This window comes from Mycobacterium sp. DL99, from assembly GCF_004762045.1.
GTDB lineage: Bacteria > Actinomycetota > Actinomycetes > Mycobacteriales > Mycobacteriaceae > Mycobacterium.
Genome location: NZ_SJOM01000007.1, coordinates 1,723,101 through 1,741,564, shown reverse-complemented (window position 1 = coordinate 1,741,564; position 18,464 = coordinate 1,723,101). Strand labels below are relative to the sequence as shown.

General features: G+C 67.7%; 14 protein-coding genes. 5 read left to right on the top strand and 9 right to left on the bottom strand.

Features of this window, described 5'->3' with window-relative positions; all coding sequences use genetic code 11:
* Positions 1-5 precede the first annotated feature (5 nt).
* The gene (locus EYZ64_RS08720) at positions 6-911 is read left to right on the top strand and encodes a diphosphate--fructose-6-phosphate 1-phosphotransferase (RefSeq protein ID WP_135453080.1); all 906 of its coding nucleotides are present in this window, start codon (positions 6-8) and stop codon (positions 909-911) included.
* Here the strand turns inward: EYZ64_RS08720 and EYZ64_RS08715 are convergent.
* Positions 908-2,677, bottom strand: coding sequence for an outer membrane protein assembly factor BamB family protein (locus EYZ64_RS08715; RefSeq protein WP_135453079.1), 1,770 nt, complete (start codon positions 2,675-2,677; stop codon positions 908-910). The two genes, EYZ64_RS08720 and EYZ64_RS08715, sit on opposite strands and share 4 nt — an antisense overlap.
* Positions 2,678-2,753: 76 nt before the next feature.
* Between EYZ64_RS08715 and EYZ64_RS08710 the strand changes: the two genes are divergently transcribed.
* On the top strand, positions 2,754-5,402 hold the full coding sequence (locus EYZ64_RS08710) for an FHA domain-containing protein (protein ID WP_167857755.1): 2,649 nt from the start codon (positions 2,754-2,756) through the stop codon (positions 5,400-5,402).
* A 100-nt stretch (positions 5,403-5,502) separates the two neighbouring features.
* On the opposite strand, the gene EYZ64_RS08705 is transcribed toward EYZ64_RS08710, so the two are convergent.
* Genes EYZ64_RS08705 through EYZ64_RS08685 form a run of 5 tightly spaced genes read right to left on the bottom strand, consistent with a single transcriptional unit; the run spans position 5,503 to position 10,444 of the window.
* The gene (locus EYZ64_RS08705) at positions 5,503-6,066 is read right to left on the bottom strand and encodes a pentapeptide repeat-containing protein (RefSeq protein ID WP_135453077.1); all 564 of its coding nucleotides are present in this window, start codon (positions 6,064-6,066) and stop codon (positions 5,503-5,505) included.
* Positions 6,067-6,069: 3 nt separating this feature from the next.
* Positions 6,070-6,681 carry a GTP-binding protein gene (locus EYZ64_RS08700; protein WP_450070391.1) on the bottom strand — a complete coding sequence of 204 codons (612 nt, stop codon included), beginning with the start codon at positions 6,679-6,681 and terminating at the stop codon, positions 6,070-6,072.
* A complete protein-coding gene (locus tag EYZ64_RS08695; RefSeq protein WP_135453076.1) occupies positions 6,662-7,027 on the bottom strand; it encodes a DUF742 domain-containing protein in 366 nt (121 codons plus the stop codon). Before EYZ64_RS08695 ends, EYZ64_RS08700 begins: the two co-directional genes overlap by 20 nt.
* 34 nt (positions 7,028-7,061) lie before the next feature.
* A complete protein-coding gene (locus tag EYZ64_RS08690) occupies positions 7,062-7,469 on the bottom strand; it encodes a roadblock/LC7 domain-containing protein (protein WP_019346515.1) in 408 nt (135 codons plus the stop codon).
* Positions 7,466-10,444 carry a HAMP domain-containing sensor histidine kinase gene (locus EYZ64_RS08685; protein ID WP_135453075.1) on the bottom strand — a complete coding sequence of 993 codons (2,979 nt, stop codon included), beginning with the start codon at positions 10,442-10,444 and terminating at the stop codon, positions 7,466-7,468. The genes EYZ64_RS08690 and EYZ64_RS08685 overlap by 4 nt, the downstream gene beginning before the upstream one ends.
* Before the next feature lie 331 nt (positions 10,445-10,775).
* Here EYZ64_RS08685 and EYZ64_RS08680 point away from each other — a divergent pair, with 331 nt between their 5' ends.
* Positions 10,776-11,240, top strand: coding sequence for a tRNA (cytidine(34)-2'-O)-methyltransferase (locus tag EYZ64_RS08680; RefSeq protein WP_135453074.1), 465 nt, complete (start codon positions 10,776-10,778; stop codon positions 11,238-11,240).
* A 113-nt stretch (positions 11,241-11,353) separates the two neighbouring features.
* On the opposite strand, the gene EYZ64_RS08675 is transcribed toward EYZ64_RS08680, so the two are convergent.
* Together EYZ64_RS08675 and EYZ64_RS08670 are read right to left on the bottom strand one after the other, a co-directional pair.
* The gene (locus EYZ64_RS08675; protein ID WP_135453073.1) at positions 11,354-12,007 is read right to left on the bottom strand and encodes a nitroreductase family protein; all 654 of its coding nucleotides are present in this window, start codon (positions 12,005-12,007) and stop codon (positions 11,354-11,356) included.
* Positions 12,008-12,154: 147 nt separating this feature from the next.
* Positions 12,155-12,727: an XRE family transcriptional regulator gene (locus tag EYZ64_RS08670; RefSeq protein WP_135453072.1), complete on the bottom strand. Its 573-nt coding sequence runs from the start codon at positions 12,725-12,727 to the stop codon at positions 12,155-12,157.
* Between the two features lie 318 nt (positions 12,728-13,045).
* On the opposite strand from EYZ64_RS08670, the gene EYZ64_RS08665 reads away from it, so the two are divergent.
* Positions 13,046-13,984: a hypothetical protein gene (locus tag EYZ64_RS08665; RefSeq protein WP_135453071.1), complete on the top strand. Its 939-nt coding sequence runs from the start codon at positions 13,046-13,048 to the stop codon at positions 13,982-13,984.
* A gap of 11 nt (positions 13,985-13,995) precedes the next feature.
* Here EYZ64_RS08665 and EYZ64_RS08660 read toward each other — a convergent pair whose 3' ends face one another.
* Positions 13,996-17,280, bottom strand: a complete 3,285-nt coding sequence (locus EYZ64_RS08660; protein ID WP_135453070.1) for an error-prone DNA polymerase — start codon at positions 17,278-17,280, stop codon at positions 13,996-13,998.
* A 142-nt stretch (positions 17,281-17,422) separates the two neighbouring features.
* Between EYZ64_RS08660 and EYZ64_RS08655 the strand changes: the two genes are divergently transcribed.
* A complete protein-coding gene (locus EYZ64_RS08655) occupies positions 17,423-18,433 on the top strand; it encodes a hypothetical protein (RefSeq protein WP_135453069.1) in 1,011 nt (336 codons plus the stop codon).
* The last annotated feature ends 31 nt before the right edge of the window (positions 18,434-18,464 follow it).

Sequence of the window (18,464 nt, the reverse complement as noted above, 5' to 3'; positions counted from 1 at the left end):
GCTCCATGGTCGGCAACCCCAGCGACACCATGGTGACCTACCGCTACGTGCGGGTCGGTCTGGTGGCGCTGGTGGTGTTCCTGTTGTGTTCTCTCGCGTTGACCTGGGCGCACACTTGCCCGCAGGGTTCCATCAGCGCGTTCTTCTACACCCGCACCCACGCGGTGTTCCTTGCCTCCCTGTGCGCCATCGGCATCTGCCTGATCGCCTACAAGGGCAGCCGGGTGGGCGAAGAGGCGCTGCTGAACTATGCCGGATTCCTGGCCTTCATCGTCGCCCTGGTGCCCACCGGTCCCGCCGACCTGTGTCAGCCGTGGCTTCCCAGCGTGGCCGACCCGTTCGGCGGCGTCGCCAACAACGTCGCCGCGCTGTTCGTGGCCGTGGCCGTCGGCGCCACCATGTACTTCACGCTGGACCACTGGCGCCGCCCCAGGGACGCACCCGTGCCGTCCCCGCTGTCGTGCGCCGAGGCCGCCTCCCTGTGGAAGACCGTCGCCACCGCGTTGCTGCGATCCGAGAAATGGCTTCCCACAGTGTTGGTGATCCTCGCGATCGCCGGGGCGCCGCTCATGCTCTGGGACTGGTTTGCCGATCACGCACACGCCATCGCGGCGGTCGCGATGTTCCTGGCCATCACGCTCGTGGCGGTCTACCACGCGTGCTACGCCAGGGCCGCGGTGCGCCGGCACCTGGCCCGGTTCTATGCGGCGATCGCCGCGCTGATGCTGATCACCGTCGTGGCCGGCGTCGTGCTGCTGATCCTGGGATGGCACTTCGGGGTGCTCGCCGTCGAACTCATCCTCATCGTGCTGTTCGCCGTGTTCTGGGCGGTGCAGACCTGGGACGTCTGGGACGCCCAGGACCGCTACCCGGAAGAGGCCGTGCCCACGCTGGCCAACAGTCCCACTTAGTCCGTGTACCCGTCGATCTGCAGCGTCTGCCCGTCACGCCACAGCACCAGCACCGCGCCCGGCGCCGGGACGAATCCTTCGACCGATTTCACGGGCACCGCTGCGGTCTGAGCGCACGACTTCGCATCGAACGTGCGCAACGATGCCGCGCCGCCGCGCGGACCGCGGTCGGCGACGACGAGGGAACCGGACGCCGTGAAGTAGGCCGGTTGATCGACCGGCTGACTCGGCACGTTCGACCGGACCGGCTCGATATCGCCGGGGAGGCCACATCGTTCGCGTCCGTCGGGGCCGAACAGGGTCAGGCGGGTCGATACGTCCTCGAGGTACCACACCAGGAAGTCGTCGTTGAGGCCCGATGATTCACTGGGGCGTCCGCGAGGCGGCAGGGTACTGACGGTGCGGTCGACGATATTGGCGTACATCGCTCCGGCCGGTGCACCGGGTCCGACGGCCGACACGAAGACTCCGACGCGGTTGCCGACGCTCACCCCGAGCTTGAGGTAGCGCTGTTCGATCGGCGCCGCCGGGTCGATGTGGCTCTCGAACAGCGTGGTGTCCCAACCGATTTCCCCGGTTTGGGGATCGAGCACAGTCAACCAGACTTTGCCGTCCCGGCATTGCACCGCGGACACCACACCCGACGAGGTCACGGTTGGTTCGACGATGCCGCAATCGGGATGCGGCGCACGTACGTTCCACATCGGCCGGCCGGTCCGGCTGTCGTACCGGGTCCACATTTGCTCGTCGTTCCAGCCCACCACCAACGGTCCGGTGGCGAATCGGTAGCGCCCACGGGCCGCCTCGAGCAGATCCGGATCGCCACTGGTCCACAGCCGGTCGCCGGTGACGGCGTCGAGGCCGACGAGCCCGGCGTCGATGAAGGCCAGCACCGTGGCGCCATCGTCGACCACGCGCATCCCGTTGACGCGCACTTCCCCGGGCCCGGTCCGTGAGTAGTACCAGCGCTCCTTGCCGTCGGCGCCATAGGCCGTGATGCGGCCCTTCTGATAGACGGCGAAACCGGCTCCGGCGGCAGCGATGTCGTACAACGGCACATCTTTGTCGGTGAACGCGTCGGGCGCCGACACCGTGAACGTGCGCTGCCCCAGCGCACCGGGCATCGCCGGAACATCGCTAGCTGCCGCCGTCGTCGCATCGACGAAGCGGCCGTCATCACCGGCGCGCAACGCACCCACGGTCACCACCGCGGCAACCACGACGGCGATCGCTGCGCCGACAGCCAGCAACTTCACCGCGCCGCGCTCCAACCGCGGGAAGGCCCGTGCCGCCAGGAAGGTCGCCGCCGCCCCGGCCAGACACAACCACCACGACGCCATCCCGGCGGGCAGTGCCGCGGTAACCGGCGCGTTGTCCATCGCCATCCGGTAGAACGCCGGGATCCCCTGGGTGATGTACGCGATGACCAGCAGCGCCGCCACGCCTGCCGCCCCGGCCGGGGTGGCCGCCAGGTCACGGCCGGTGTGGCCGCGCCAGACGCCGTAGGCCATCGCCGCGATCAGCACCACCGCGATCACCGCCACCACCAACGCCATCCGGTTCGGCAGGGCGTCGCCCCACCGGTGCAGGCCCAGCACGTACCAGGAACTCTCCCCGGCGCTGCGCGGTGCGACCAACCGCGCCCATGCACCCAGCGCCGCGGCCCACACCAACAACACCACCGCCGCGCCGGCCAGCATCGTGCCGACCGCCCTCAGCAGGCTCAGCACGCGGCCGGCCGTCTTCTGCGCCCCTTCAGAAACCATGTGAGCCATAGTCACACGCCGCGACACCTCCGCAACGGCCCAGCCCCGGCGAAAAGTACCGATAGAGTTGAGCGCGATGAGCCCTGCGCTGACTGTTCGTTACGACGGATCGACCCGTACCTTTGCCCCGGGCAACGATGTCGTCATCGGCCGAGACCTCCGTGCCGACGTCCGCATCGCCCACCCGCTGATCTCGCGCGCCCACCTGGTGCTGCGTTTCGACCAAGGTCGGTGGATCGCGATCGACAACGGCAGCCTCAACGGCATGTATGCCAACGGCCGCCGGGTGCCCTCGATCGACATCCACGACGGCCAGGTCGTCAACATCGGCAACCCGGACGGACCCCAGGTGACCTTCGAGGTCGGACGGCACCAGGGCTCCGTCGGCCGGACACCGACCGCGGCGGTACCCATCGGGAACCGGCCCAGCGGGGCGTGGCCCACTCAGGCGTCGGCCCCCGGGCGTCAGCAGTACGGGCAGCCGCCGGCGCCCCAGCGCCCCGGATACTCGTCCGGCCCGCAGCCGCGCTACCCGACCCCGCCGACCGGATATCCGAGCGGCCCCCAGGGTGGTTATCCGAGCGGACCGCAGTCGGGATATCCCAGCGGCCCCCAGGCGTACCAGTCGCAACCGGTTCGCTCCCCGGCCCCGGCGAACCCGTCCCAGGCAGCGACTTCGATGGCGCCGGCCGCCGCCTCGGACCGCGGCGGCAGCGAGGCCGGCGGCAACATCGCGACCAGCATGATGAAAATCCTGCGGCCCGGGCGCACCGCAGCGGCGCCGGCAGGTGCGGTGAAGATCGGCCGCGCCACCGACAACGACATCGTCATCCCCGACGTGCTGGCCTCACGCCATCACGCCACGTTGATCCCGTTGACCGGCGGCACCGAGATCCGCGACGAGCGCAGCATCAACGGCACCTTCGTCAACGGCGCGCGGGTGGACAGCGCGATATTGCACGACGGCGACGTGGTCACCATCGGCAACGTCGACCTGGTGTTCAGCGGCGGCACCCTGGTCCGCCGCAGCGAGACCGAGGCCGACACCCGCACCGGCGGCCTTGAGGTACGCGGTCTGACGTGGACCATCGAGGGCAACAAGACGCTGCTCGACAACATCTCCGTCGACGCCCGGCCCGGCACGCTCACCGCGGTGATCGGCCCGTCGGGTGCGGGCAAGTCGACGTTCGCCAAACAGGTCGCCGGCTACACACATCCGACCACCGGCACCATCACCTTCGAGGGCCACGACGTCCACGCCGAGTACGCCTCGCTGCGTTCCCGGATCGGCATGGTCCCGCAGGACGACGTGGTGCACGGCCAGCTCACCGTCCGGCAGGCGCTGATGTACGCCGCCGAACTGCGGCTGCCGCCGGACACCACCAAGGAAGACCGCGAACAGGTCGTCATGCAGGTGCTCGAGGAACTCGAGATGACCAAGCACCTCGACACCCGCGTCGACAAGCTGTCCGGCGGGCAGCGCAAGCGTGCCTCGGTCGCGCTCGAACTGCTGACCGGCCCGTCACTGCTGATCCTCGACGAGCCCACCTCGGGCCTGGACCCGGCACTCGACCGCCAGGTCATGACGATGCTGCGCCAGCTGGCCGACGCCGGCCGCGTGGTGCTGGTCGTCACCCACTCGCTGACCTACCTCGACGTGTGTGATCAGGTGCTGCTGCTGGCCCCCGGCGGCAAGACCGCGTTCTGCGGCTCGCCCGACCAGATCGGCCCCGAACTCGGCACCACCAACTGGGCCGACATCTTCAGCACCGTCGCGGGCGATCCGGTCGAGGCCAACCGGCGCTACCTGGCCCGTACCGGCCCGGCACCGGCAGCCGAACCGTCGTCGGCACAGCCCGGCGACCTGGGCGAGCCGGCCAAGACCAGCCTGTTCCGGCAGCTGTCCACGATCGCTCGCCGGCAAGTCCGGCTGATCGTGTCCGACCGCGGTTACACCGCGTTCCTGCTCATGCTGCCGTTCATCATGGGAGTGCTGTCGCTGTCGGTGCCCGGTACCGTCGGGTTCGGTCTGCCGGTCCCGGCCGTCCAAGGCGGCGAGGCACCCAACGAACCGGGCCAGATCCTGGTGATGCTCAACGTGGGTGCCATCTTCATGGGCACCGCGCTGACCATCCGCGCGCTGATCGGCGAGCAGGCGATCTTCCGCCGCGAGCAGGCGGTCGGCCTTTCGACGACGGCCTACCTGCTGGCCAAGATCGCGGTGTTCGCGGTGTTCGCGGTGATCCAGTCGGCCATCGTCACGGTGATCACGATCCTCGGAAAGGGCTGGGGCCCGGGCTCAGTCGACAGCGGGGCCTTCATCGGCGGCCGCAACCTGGAGTTGTTCATCGACATCTCCATGACGTGTGTGGCCTCGGCGATGGTGGGCCTGGCCCTGTCGGCGCTGGCCCGCTCGGCCGAACAGATCATGCCGCTGCTGGTGGTGACCGTGATGAGTCAGCTGGTGTTCTCCGGCGGCATGATCCCGGTGACCGGCCGCGTGGTGCTCGATCAGTTGTCCTGGATCACCCCGGCCCGCTGGGGCTTCGCGGCCTCCGCATCCACCGTCGACCTGACCCGCCTGGTGCCGCCGCCGCTGCTGCCCGCCGATTCGCACTGGAAGCACACCCCGACGGTGTGGCTGATCAACATCGGCATCCTGTTGCTGCTGTGCATCATCTACACGGGGTTCGTTCGCTGGCGGATCCGGCTCAAGGCCGGCTGAGTCCTCCCACGAGCAGTCCCCCGCAAGCGGGAGGGCCCCCAATAAAACTGCCCCTTTTCGCAGGAAAAGGGGCAGTTTTGTGTCTGCTGGGCAGGAAAGGTCAGCCGCCGTGGACGTCGAGACCATGGGCGGCTGAGTAGGCCAGCGCCTGGGCGATGTCGATCTTGGCGCCGCGCAGCTTCGCGGTGGTCCAGAAGGTGGGGTCGACGCGGGCGCCACGCAGATCGGCCTCGTCGAGCTTGGCATCCTGCACCCGTGCGCCGGTCAGGTCCGCCTGCCGTAGCACCGCCTTGCGCAGGTCCACCCCGACCAGGCTGGCCTCACGCAACCGGCAGCCCGACAGGTCAACGCTGCGCAGATCGCAGCCGCCGAGAACGGCCAGGGTCAGATCCGACTCCACGATCTTGATGGGCCGCAGCCGGCACTCGGTGAACACCGAGCCCAACAGACTGCAGTTGGTGAACGTGCTGTGCCAGAGCGTGGCACGACGAAACGTGCAGTTGCGGAACGCCGAGCCGAAATGCTCCGACTCGGACATGTCCACACCGCTGAAGTCGCACTCGGTGAACACCACGCGCTCGGTGCGCAACCGGCTCAGGTCTTCCTCGCGGAAATCGTGACCGGTGAATTCCCTGTCCGCCCAGGCGGTTTCGTCAGCTACCACGCCTCAGCCAGGCAACGCGGAAAGCGTGCTCAGCGAGTACTCGGTGACCGCGATCAACGCGGCCTTGGCCGAGTTGCGGTCGCGGGCGTCCACGGCCACCACCGGGATGTGTTCCGGCAGCGCCAGGGCCTTGCGCACTGACTGGGTGGGATGCTTTGGCGCGTCGTCGAACTCGTTGACCGCGACGATGAACGGCAGCTTGCGGGCCTCGAAGAAGTCGACCGCGGCGAAGCTGTCCTGCAGGCGACGCACGTCGACCAGGATGATCGCACCGATCGCGCCGCGCACCAGGTCGTCCCACATGAACCAGAAGCGGCGCTGCCCGGGGGTGCCGAACAGGTACAGCACCAGATCCTCGTCCAGCGTGATCCGGCCGAAGTCCATCGCGACCGTGGTGGTGCGCTTGTCTGGAGTGCCGTCCAGGGCGTCGACGCCCTCAGACACGTTGGTGACCAACGCTTCTGTGCGCAGCGGCATGATCTCGGAGACCGCGCCCACGAATGTTGTCTTCCCTGCCCCGAACCCGCCAGATATGACGATCTTCGTCGAGGCGGCCCCACGTCGGGGGGCGCCACCGGCGGAGGCCGAGCGGGGTTCAGAGTGCTCGTAGGCCACGCAGGGTCCTTCCAATCAATTCGCGGCGTTCGTCGAAGCTAGCCGAATCATCAAGGGTGGCTTCCACCCGTAGATAACCCTGCGTCACCAAGTCCCCGATCAGCACGCGCGCCACGCCGAGCGGGAGAGATAAATGAGCGGCAATTTCGGCAACCGAAGGACTGCCGGTGCACAACTCTACGATCTGTGCGCGCACATCGTGCCCAGTCCAGCGCGGTTCACGTGTCGTGTCGGTTTTTTGTACCGGCGCTTCCAGCGGAAGGTGGACGCGCGAGTCGGTACGACCGGCCGTCAGGGTGTACGGCCGCACCAAACTCGGTCGATCGGTGGGTTCTGGTTCGCCCACAGGCACCTCGCGAAGGCAGAAGGGGACAGAGGACTCAGGACGGCTGCGGGGTACGGCGCGAAGACTGAACCACCGCGCCGACCCGCTCGACCAAGATCGCCATCTCGTAGCCGACCTGCCCGATGTCACATGACGGGGCGGTCAGCGTGGCCAGGTTGGAGCCGTCACCCACCCGCATCAGCAGCAGGTACCCGTTCTCCATCTCGACCACCGACTGCATCACGTGGCCACCGTTGAACAACTGGGACGCCCCGGTGGCCAGGCTGGCCAGGCCGGAGGAGACCGCGGCGAGCTGGTCAGCCCGCTCGACCGGCATGTGTTCGCTGGCAGCCATCAGCAGTCCGTCGGCCGAAACCAGCACCGCGTGGGACACCCCGGATACCTCGCGGGCGAACTTGGACACGAGCCAGTCCAGGGAGTCGCGCTGCGTCGGGCGGGTCATTCGTTATCGGTTCCTCTGGTCTCACGGGCATGCGATCGTCCGGCGTGCACGCCTCCGAAAAGGTTGCTGGTGCTCGTACGGACAGCCTCGGGGTCACGCGGTTTGAACGCCGCGAACATGCCGCTGTCAGGTTCGTCTGCCGATGCTACCGTCTCCGAGCCGTCGTCGTTACGGTGCACTCCACCGTTGCGGTGACGGCCGTTGGACTCGCCGGCCGCGCCCACGGCTGCGGCCACGCCACCCGGCACCAGGCGGGCACCCGGCGTACGCATGGGCAGGCCTTCCTCGGTGTGCTGCTCGACGGGCGCATCCTGCGCCGCGGCCGCCACCGTCCAGCCCTTCTCCCAGACCGTCTTCCAGTCCAGGTCGGCGCTGCGCACGTGGGTCGTCGGGTCGATCTCGAATTCCGAGACCATCGACTGATAGATCGAGTCGCCCTGGACCTCGGGGCTCTCGGCCTCGACCGCGGTGGATCCGACCGGCTCCTCGGGTGCGGGCTCGGCTTGGTGAGCCGCACCGTTGACGCCATTGAGGCCGTTTACGCCATTGAGGCCGCTGTGGCCGTTCAGGCCGTTGTGACCGTTGAGGGCGCCGGCTCCGTTGACACCGTTCGTGGCGGCCTGCCCTCGGGAGGCGAAGAACGACGAGGTGTTGGTCGGTGCCTGACGCCCGGCCTCCACGTCGTCCTCTTCGGCAGCCGCCGGGTCGGCCGCACCCGCGACGTCACCCTTGGCTGCTCCCTTGGCCAGGGCCGCACTCTCTTCGGTGTGCACCGGCCACTGCTGGGGCCACTCGCCGACCGGCTCGTCCGCGGGCTCCTCGACCGGCGCCTCGGCAGCCGGTTCCGGTTGCGGGGCAAGCGTGCCCGGCAGCTCCGAGATGCCACTGGCCCCGGGACTGCGCTGCGGCAGCAGGTCGAACGGCATCTCGGCACCGTTGAGGTGGGGCTCGGCTCCGCCGGACCCCAAGGCCGACGCATCGGCAGGATCGCCGTCCAGCGACAGGGCCGTGGCGATCCCGGCGTGGGCATCAACGGGCCTGCCATAAGGAAGGTCGTCGACCGAGTCTCCGCCGTCGCGGGCCAGAAGCGTGGCCGGGATGTACACCCCTGCCGTGGTACCCGAACTCGGCTCTTCGGCAACGGTGCTGCGCAGCCGCACCACCAGACCGTGCTGGGTGGCCAGTCGCCCGACCACGAACAGACCCATGTGACGCGCGGTGTAGGGGTTGACCTCACCGCCGGACTGCAGGCGGGTGTTCGCGACCCGCAGATCGGCCTCGGTCATGCCCAGGCCGACATCGCTCACCTCGATCACCAACGCGCCCTTGGCCGCGTGCACGGCAGACACCCGCACCTGCGAGATCGGCGGCGAGTAGCGCAGCGCGTTGTCGAGCAGCTCGGCCAGGAGGTGAATCAGGTCGCCCGCCGCCGAACCGGTGATCTCGACGTCGGCCACCGACGCGGTGACCACGCGGGCGTAGTCCTCGACTTCGGAGGCGGCGGCATTGATCACGGTGGCCAGCGGCACCGGACGGCTGTGCTCGCGCGCCAGCTTGGACCCGGACAGCACCAACAGGTTCGCGCCGTTCCGGCGCATACGGGCGGCCAGATGGTCGAGCCGGAACAGACTCTCCAGACGTTCCGGGTCGTCCTCGTTGCGCTCCAGCTGATCGATGAGCGACAACTGCTGGTCGACGAGCGAGCGGCTGCGGCGAGACAGCGTCTCGAACATGTCCGAGACCTGCAACTGCAGCTGAGCCTGTTCCCCGGCGAGGAACACAGCCTGCTCGTGCAGCTCGTCGACGGCATGGGCCACCTGACCGACCTCTTCGGTGGTCTGCACCGGGATCGGGGTGACCGGCACCAACTCTCCGCCCGCACGGACCCGTTCGATCTCCTTGGCCAGGTCCTGGTGCGCGACCTTGAGCGCGCTGTCACGAAGCGTCCGCAACGGGCGCACCAGTGAGCGGGCCACCAGCAACACGATGACCATGGCGCTGACGATCGCGGTCGCCACCAGGATCGCGTCGCGGATCGCGTCGTTGCGGGCATCGTTGGCCTGGGCCTCCACCGCGGCCGGAATGCCCGTGGTGGTGTCCTCGATGATCTGCCCGGCGATCTTGTCGGTCGCTTCCAGCGAGGCCAACATGTCCGGATTGCCGACGAGTGGGATGCCGGGATTCGACATCATCGCCATGCGCTTGACCATCTCGGCGCGAAGCGTCGCCGCCGCCTCAGAACCGCCGCCGAGCACCTTCGTCAGTGCGGCGACCGTGGACGGCTCGGTACCGGCCATCGTGATCATCGACGTGCGCAACAACGGCTCCGGCTCGTCCCCGCCCCGGTTGACCAGCATCCGCTGGATCGCCATCTGGCCGCGGGCGCCGACCGCGCGGGCCAGCGCCTCAACCTGAGCCTGAACCGACTGCTGGTTGCTGTGCACCGAGCCCGTGATGGCGGCTTCCCCGGTCAGCAGCAGCGGGCCGTAATCGAGGATGCGCTGACGCAGATCGATCGACTCGGACATCACCGCGTCGACAAGCTGCTGCCCCTTACCGAGAAGGCCGGCCACGGCCTGACCGACATCCTCAGACACATCGGTGGCATCGACTCGTTGCTGCAAGTCGGATTTGCGCTCATTGAACGTGGACACGGCCGACTGACCGTCGCCGCCTTCGGTAGCCGCGATGAGGACGCCCTCCATCGCAGCCATGTACCTGTCGACGTCGGGAATCACTTCGGCCCGGTCGGCCGCCAACCGCAGATCTCCGGCAGCACTGGCGCTGGCATAGATGCGCAGGCCACCGAACGTCGCCGCCAGGATGAGTGGCACGAGGACGATGGCAAGGACTTTTCGATTGACCGGCCAGTTGGCCGGCGACCAGCGCGAGGGGCGCTTGGCCGGAGCCGATGGTGCTGGGGAGAATTCGACGAGGGTGCCGTCAGCCTGTTTCAGCTGCGTAAAGGCAGTCATCGGCGCCCAACCGTAGTACCGGCTGCGTGGCCGCAATTAACTCGTGGGGCGTGATTCATAGGACTTCCTGCTGTTTCCGCCCACGCTCGGGCGGGCGTCAAACGCCTTGGCAATTGCACGAGTATGACAGCAGCTCGCGAGCGTTTCCACAATTCTTACTGAACAGACAGAGTTCGTGACCGAGCCGTAGCGCAGTTGTGTGGTAATCGAGCAAACAGCGCTGTCCTTGCCGAATCGCGTGCCGATTTCCACTCCCTATTCCGGGCGCCGATTCGGACCTCAATTACATCCCGATTCGCCCACGGGTGGGCATTCGTACGATCATCGTCGGATGTTCCGGGTGTTGTTCTTTTCTCCCCGCATCGCACCCAACACCGGCAATGCGATCCGGATGGTGGCAGGCACCGGGTGCGAGCTGCACCTGGTCGAGCCCTTGGGCTTCGATCTGTCCGAGCCCAAGCTGCGCCGGGCCGGCCTCGACTACCACGACCTGGCATCGGTGACCGTGCATGCCGATCTGGCGGCCGCGTGGCGGGCGTTGATGCCGGCCCGCGTGTACGCGTTCACCGCCCACGCGTCGACCTCGTTCACCGATGTCGCCTACCAGCCGGGAGACGTGTTGATGTTCGGCCCGGAACCCACCGGACTGGATGCAGAAACTCTGGCCGACCCGAATATCACCGCACAGGTACGCATTCCGATGCTCGCCGGCAGGCGCTCATTGAATCTGTCCAATGCCGCGGCAGTCGCCGCCTATGAGGCGTGGCGCCAACACGGGTTCGCCGGCGGCGTCTAGTTACGCCGCGGGCGTGGGCCGCCACGCGACCCACGCCCGAATCTCACAGAGAGTTCATACAGCGGCTTCACAATTGCACCGGGGGGCAACAGGCGCCCCAGGACGCCCTGGGCTCACCAACTGTCCCAGTGCGAGAACTGCTCGGCCGGAAGGCGCTTGGCCTTCTTGAAATCGGTGCCCAAGGTGTAGGCGATCGGGAACAGGCCCGCCTGCGCGTACCGATCGAACGGAATGCCCAGCAGTTCGGCGGCCTGCTTCTCGCCGTCACCGAGCAGGTGCAACGTCGTCCAGGCCGATCCCAGGCCGCGGGACCGCAGCGCCAGCATGAAGCTCCACACCGCGGGCAGCAGTGACCCCCAGTAGGACGCACCGATACCGGCGGGTGCGCCGTCGGGGCGGCCCTCAAGGCACGGCACCATCAGCACCGGCGCCTTCTCGAAGTTGTCGGTGAGGTACCTGGCGGAGCTCATCACGGCATCCGCCTGGTGATCGCGGATGTCGCCACGCTCGGGCGCGGGCAGGTCGAGGTACGGGTAGGCGTTGGCCCGGTAGATGTCAGCCAGGGCCTTCTTCTTTGCCGGGTCCTCGACGAAAACCCATTGCCAGCCTTGTGCATTCGACCCCGTGGGGGCCTGTAGTGCCAGGTCGAGACACTCCGTGATGACCTCACGCGGCACCGGCTTATCGAAGTCGAGACGTTTGCGCACCGAGCGGGTGGTGGTGAGGAGCTCATCGACGGTCAAGTTCAGGGCTGGTTCGGCTGTCATCCCGCGAGAGTACAACCGCGGACCGAAACCAGAGCAGCTCCCCAGCGGTTTGCTGGGGAGCTGCCAATCATCGTGCGCCGCAGTGGAACTCAGCTAACAGATGAGGGTTGCGGGCCGCCGCCTCATCGGCGACGGCGCGCGGGTCGATCAGCCGACGTTATCGGAGACCAGCACGGGGTCCCAGCCGGTGCCCTGCGACTCTTCGGCCGACCCGAAGTCGACCGCGTTCGGCACGGCATGGATGCCGTGATCGTCGCCCGGCAACCCGCCCAGAGCGGCAATGGTGTCGCGGATCTTCGTTGCCTCGGCGTCGGTCGGCGTTGCGCCGGCCTCGAGCTCGTCGAGCAGTCCGTCACGCAGACCGGCGCCGTTGGCCACTTCCTGGGCCGACAGCTTCGCGTGGACGCGGGTGACGTAGATCTGCTGCCCCAGAGAGGATCCCGGCGCCGCGGCGGCATGCGCCATCAGCGAGTCGTACCGCTGACGAACTCCGCTGAGCGCCACGATGACCGCGGGAGAAGGCCGGTTGCTGCTGGCCGCCTCAGCCAGGGAGGCACGCAGCTTGCGCAGGCCGGACAGGACGACGTCGGCGCGCTTGTGGAACTTCTTGTCCTCGGGGAAAGGCAGTGCGTCGATAGCGGCGGAATACATGTGCATCGCCGCCTCCGACAGACTGACGATGACCGCCGAATCACCTTCCAGCGTCGCGTTTTGTCCCATGGGCCCTCAATTCTCCAGCGAAAAGATCAACAGAAAGTGAGCGGCCGGTTGCCGGCCCCGTAGGTCCGATTCACCGCCGCTCGCGGTGAGCACGCCGATGACACTAGCGGTTTCCGAGCGGCCCGTCATCGCTAGGGGCACTTGAAGAATGACGAAAAACAGGGTATGCGAACACGAGTGCCGCCAGCCGGTAGCACCTGCCGCCGAGGATGGCCCTACTCTGAACGCCGGCCCGGTGGCAGGCTTGGCCGATGGGAGGTCGACATGGCCGGACTAACTGAATCGACAAGGGTCGCTGAGTCTTCAGGGGGTGCCCCGTTGAACTACGGCCAGAGCGGTGAAACGACCGAGCCGATGCGGGTGGCTGCGATGGATCAAGACCCGGCTCCCAAAGCCATGTCGATCGACACCAAGGCCGGCATCGGTTGGCTGGTGTGCGGCGGCCTGGGCAGCCTGGCCGTCGTCTGGTACCTGCTGTTCAGCCCGGGCGAGCTCGGCAGCAAGGCCGAGTGGTTCTTCGGTGCCGTCGTCTTCGTCGTCGTGATGGTGACGATGTGGCTGACCCTCACCGTCCAGCGTCAGGCCAAATACGACATCGCCCAGGCCGACGAGCGTCTGCGCCGCGAGCTCGCGGCCGCCGACGAACGCTCGGCGCTGGAACTCGCCCTGACCCAGAAATGGCATCGGGCCCAGATGGAGTCGCAGCAGAAGCTGCACGATGCCGAACTGGTGGCCCAGCGGGAACTGGCCCGGATCGAGCGCAACAACCTGCTCGAACAACTTCAGAAGCAGGCGATGATCGAGGTGTCGCGTGCGATCGGCGCACACACCCGGATGCTCGCCACGTTGTGGACCGAAGGCGCGACGCAACTGCGCAACCCGGACCGCGACGAGCGGGAAGCCGCGATGAACGCGCTCTTCGAGCAGATCAGCCAAGTTGTCAGCGACGTTTCGGTCGAGCTGGACAACGCCCACCTGCTCAGCCAGGACGACCGTCTGCAGGATGCGCTGAACCGGGTCAACGACGCGGTGCTGTTGGCCATCCAGGTCGCCGAGGACCTGCACGCCGACGTGGTCGAGGGACGGGCCCCGGAAACCAACCCCATCCCGGCAGTCCAACGCCTGCTGCACGAGCGGGCCACCGCCGCGCGGCGGCTGGCGTGGTCGCTGCTGCGGACCGGGCTTGAGGACAGCACCAGCGCGAGCCCGCCCAGCGTCTCCACCGTCTCCATCGCCTCCAGCGCCGATCCGAGCTGACCGCCGGGGCCTCAGCGGAAGTCTCGCGACCGGGAGCCGACCCTCAGCTCGACCGGGCTCATCCGGTCGGCGATCACGGTGACCGCACCGCTGGCGTTCTGCACGATGCCGCGGACCACCAGTGCCGGCGCCGTCTGCGCCAGCTTGCGGTAACGCGCCCACACCCCGGGCGCACACAGCACGTTGACCATCCCGGTCTCGTCTTCCAGGTTCATGAACGTCACCCCCTGTGCGGTCGCCGGACGCTGCCGGTGAGTTACCGCCCCGGCAACCAGGATCCGGGTTCCGTCGACGACATCCAGCAACCTGTCGGCGGGAATCACGCCCAGCGCGTCGAGGTCGGCGCGCAGGTACTGGGTGGGATAGCTGTCCGGCGAGACACCGGTAGCCCACACGTCGGCGGCCGACAGCTCCAGCGCGCTCATCCCCGGCAGCGGCGGGACATGTGAGGACGAGCCCACCCCCGGCAGCCGGTCCGGCCGCTGGGTGGCCGCCGCACCCGCGGCCCACAGCGCCTCGCGCCGGCTTACCCCGAAACAACCCAGCGCACCGGCGGTGGCCAGCGCCTCGGTCTGGGATACCGACAGCTGCACCCGGTTGGTCAGGTCGATCAGGGTGGTGAACGGCCCGTTGGCATTTCGTTCGTCGACCAGACGCCCCGCCAACTCGTCACCGATGTGGCGGACACTGCCCAACCCCAGCCGCACGTCCATGCCGTGGTTCTCGCATGTCGCGTAGGCCAGGCTGGCGTTGACATCGGGGCCGTGTACCACCACCCCGTGCCTGCGCGCGTCTGCGACCAGCGACTGCGGCGAGTAGAACCCCATCGGCTGGGCCCGCAGCAGTGCCGCGCAGAACGCCGCCGGATGGTGCAGTTTGAACCACGACGAATAGAAGACGAGCGACGCGAAACTCAGCGAATGACTTTCCGGGAAACCGAAATTGGCGAACGCCTCCAGCTTCTCGTAAATCCGCTCGGCCACCTCGCCGGTGATGCCGTGAAGTTCGGCCATGCCGGCGTAGAACCGGCTGCGCAGCCTGCGCATCTTCTCGGTGGAGCGTTTGGAGCCCATCGCCCGGCGCAGCTGGTCGGCCTCGGCCGCGGTGAAACCCGCACAGTCGACCGCCAATTGCATGAGCTGTTCCTGGAACAGCGGGATGCCCAGCGTCTTGCGCAGTGCGGATTCCATGGACGGATGGTCGTAGGTGACGTCCTCCAGACCGTTGCGGCGACGAATATAGGGATGCACTGAGCCACCCTGGATCGGGCCGGGCCGGATCAGCGCCACCTCCACCACCAGGTCGTAGAACTCCCTCGGCTTGAGCCGGGGCAGGGTGGCCATCTGCGCGCGGGACTCCACCTGGAACACCCCGACCGAGTCGGCCTTCTGCAGCATCTCGTAGACCGCCGGTTCGGACAGATCCAGCTTGGCCAGGTCGACGGTGATGCCCTTGTGCTCGGCCAGCAGATCGATCGCATAGTGCAGCGCCGAGAGCATACCGAGGCCCAGCAGGTCGAACTTGACCAAACCGATTGCCGCACAGTCATCTTTGTCCCACTGCAGCACGCTGCGGTTGGCCATGCGGGCCCACTCCACCGGGCACACGTCGGCGATCGGGCGGTCACAGATCACCATGCCGCCCGAGTGGATACCGAGGTGGCGCGGCAGGTTGGCGATCTGGGTGGCCAACTCGATCACCGGCTGCGGAATGTCCTCGGCCTCCGGCGAGTCCGGGCGACCGTTCCACCGGCTGAGCTGCTTGCTCCAGGCGTCCTGCTGTCCCTGGGAGAAACCCAGCGCCCGGGCCATATCGCGGACCGCGCTGCGGCCGCGATAGGTGATGACGTTGGCCACCTGTGCGGCGTAGTCACGGCCGTAACGCTCGTAGACGTACTGAATGACGTTCTCGCGCAAGTCCGATTCGATGTCGATGTCGATGTCCGGCGGCCCGTCGCGGGCCGGAGACAGGAACCGTTCGAACAACAGCTCGTTGGCGATCGGGTCGACGTTGGTGACCTTCAGTGCGTAGCAGACCGCCGAGTTGGCCGCCGATCCCCTGCCCTGGCACAGGATGTCGTTGTCCCGGCAGAACCGGGTGATGTCGTGCACCACAAGGAAATAGCCGGGGAACTTCAGCTGCTCGATGATGCGCAGCTCGTGTTCGATCTGCGCATAGGCCTTTCTCGCGTTGTCCACGGGCCCGTACCGCTCGGCCGCCCCGGCCATCACCAACTCGCGCAGCCAGCTGTCCTCGGTGTGCCCGGCCGGGACGTCGAACGGTGGCAGCTGCGGGGCGATGAGCGCCAGACCGAACGCACACTGCTCACCGAGATTGGCTGCGGCCGTCACGATTTCGGTACCGAACAGCCGGGCCATCTCCTCCCCCGACCGCAGGTGGGACCCGCCCAGCGGGGCCAGCCAGCCCGCCGCGGTGTCCATCGAGTTCCTGGCCCGGATCGCCGCCATCGCCATTGCCAGCCGGCCCCGGTCAGGGGCGGCGAAGTGCGCACCCGTGGTGGCAACCACATCGAGGCCGAACCGCGGGGCCAGCCCGGCCAGGACGGCATTGCGTTCGTCGTCACACGGATGGCCGTGATGCGCGAGCTCGATACTGACCCGGCCGGCCCCGAATCGGTCCACCAGGTCGGCCAGGGCGGCCGCGGCGGCTTCCGGCCCACCGCAAGAAAGCGCCTGGCGGACATGGCCTTTACGGCATCCGGTGAGAATGTGCCAGTGCCCACCGGCAGCCTCGGTGAGCCCGTCGAAGTCATAGCGGGGCTTACCCTTCTCACCACCGGCCAGGTGCGCCTTTGCGATCTCGCGGGACAACCTCCGGTAGCCCTCCGGCCCACGGGCCAGTACCAGCAGATGCGGGCCGGGCGGGTCGGGATCCTCGGTGCGGGGAATGTTCCCCAACGACAACTCGGCGCCGAAGACGGTGGCCACGTCCAACTCCCTGGCCGCCTCGGCGAACCGGACCACGCCGTAGAGCCCGTCGTGATCGGTCAGCGCGATCGCCCGCAGGTTCAGCCGGGCCGCCTCCTCGACCAGCTCCTCCGGCGTGCTCGCGCCGTCGAGGAAGCTGTACGCCGAATGTGCGTGCAGTTCGGCGTAACGGACCGATGTCCGCGGCCGGTCGAGTTCCGGCGGCTGATAACTACCGCGCTTACGCGACCAGGCCGGGCTGTCCCCGCCGTCGCCCGCGGGCTCCAACGGCAGTCCGGAACGGCGGGGCTTGCCGGTAAGTACCCGCTCCATCTCCGACCAGCTCGGCGGTCCGTTATGCCAGCCCACCACGTCAGTATATCGAACATTTGTTCGAGATCCAGCGGGGTGTGTCCATCCTGCCCGAACATGTAGGTCACCTCGTGATGCCGATCACGCCGCCGCCCCCTACGATGCCCGTGGGCTGGGGATCCGCTGTGAAAGGACGGTAATGGCGTCAACGAAGTACATCGGCTATGTCGGTGGTGTCGCGGTCGCGGCGGGAGTCGGGGCGGCGATCGCCGTGGCCGGCCAGGGCACCGCACACGCTGATTCGACGGACGGTGCGTCCAAGGAATCGACCAGCAGCAGTACATCGCAGCACGTCAACGCCGGGCCGAAGCGCGGTGAGGCCAAGGCCGGTGACACCAAGCGGGCCAAGCCCCTGTCCACGTTCAAGGACAACATCGACAAGCAGGCCGACAAGATCGAGAAAGCGGCGGCACACGTCAACAAGGCCGTTCAGGCCGCCAAGCCCGCCAAGCCCGTGTCCGTCAAGCCCAAGCCGAAGCTCAGTGCCGACGAGTTCGAGGCCGGCCAGGTCGCCAAGCTCAAGGACCTGTTCAACCCCAAGCAGGCCGCGACTCCCAAGCCTTCGCCCGTGGTGGCAGACCAGCCGGAGACCGAGTCCGTCGCGCAGCCGAAGAGCGGGACCTTGGCCACCCCGAAGCTCGGCGCGGTGCGGACCCAGGCCGATACCGCTGAGGCACGGGCGGATACACCGTGGAACCCCAACCCGTTCCGCGACGACGATCCGGAGCCGACGGACATCCCCGAGCCGATCCTGAATCTCCGGAACGCGTTGATGAACACCGCACTTCCCGACGAACTCGACCCGTTCATCAGGGAAGCCACCGAGCAGATCTACCGGGGCAGTCAAATCGTGCCGTGGGTGAACGCGGTGATTCCGATCAGCAAGATTCTGCCAAGCCTGGCGCCCGCCCTCGGCGATGATGCCGCGGCCCGCGATGCACGGCAGACGATCATCAACGAGCTGATCAAGACCACCCCGCCGGGATCGCTCCTGTACTACGGGTACGACATTGCCGTCGACCTGCTCAACGTGGAAGACCAAGGCGCCGATCTCAAGGTGCAGGCCGTCACCACGGTGTGGGATCTGCTTGATCCGTTCGAGCTGGCGCACAACAAAGGCAACTCCGGCATCGGCGGCGCGGCCGGATAGTTCGCGCACGTAACGTGGTGGCGATTTTCGA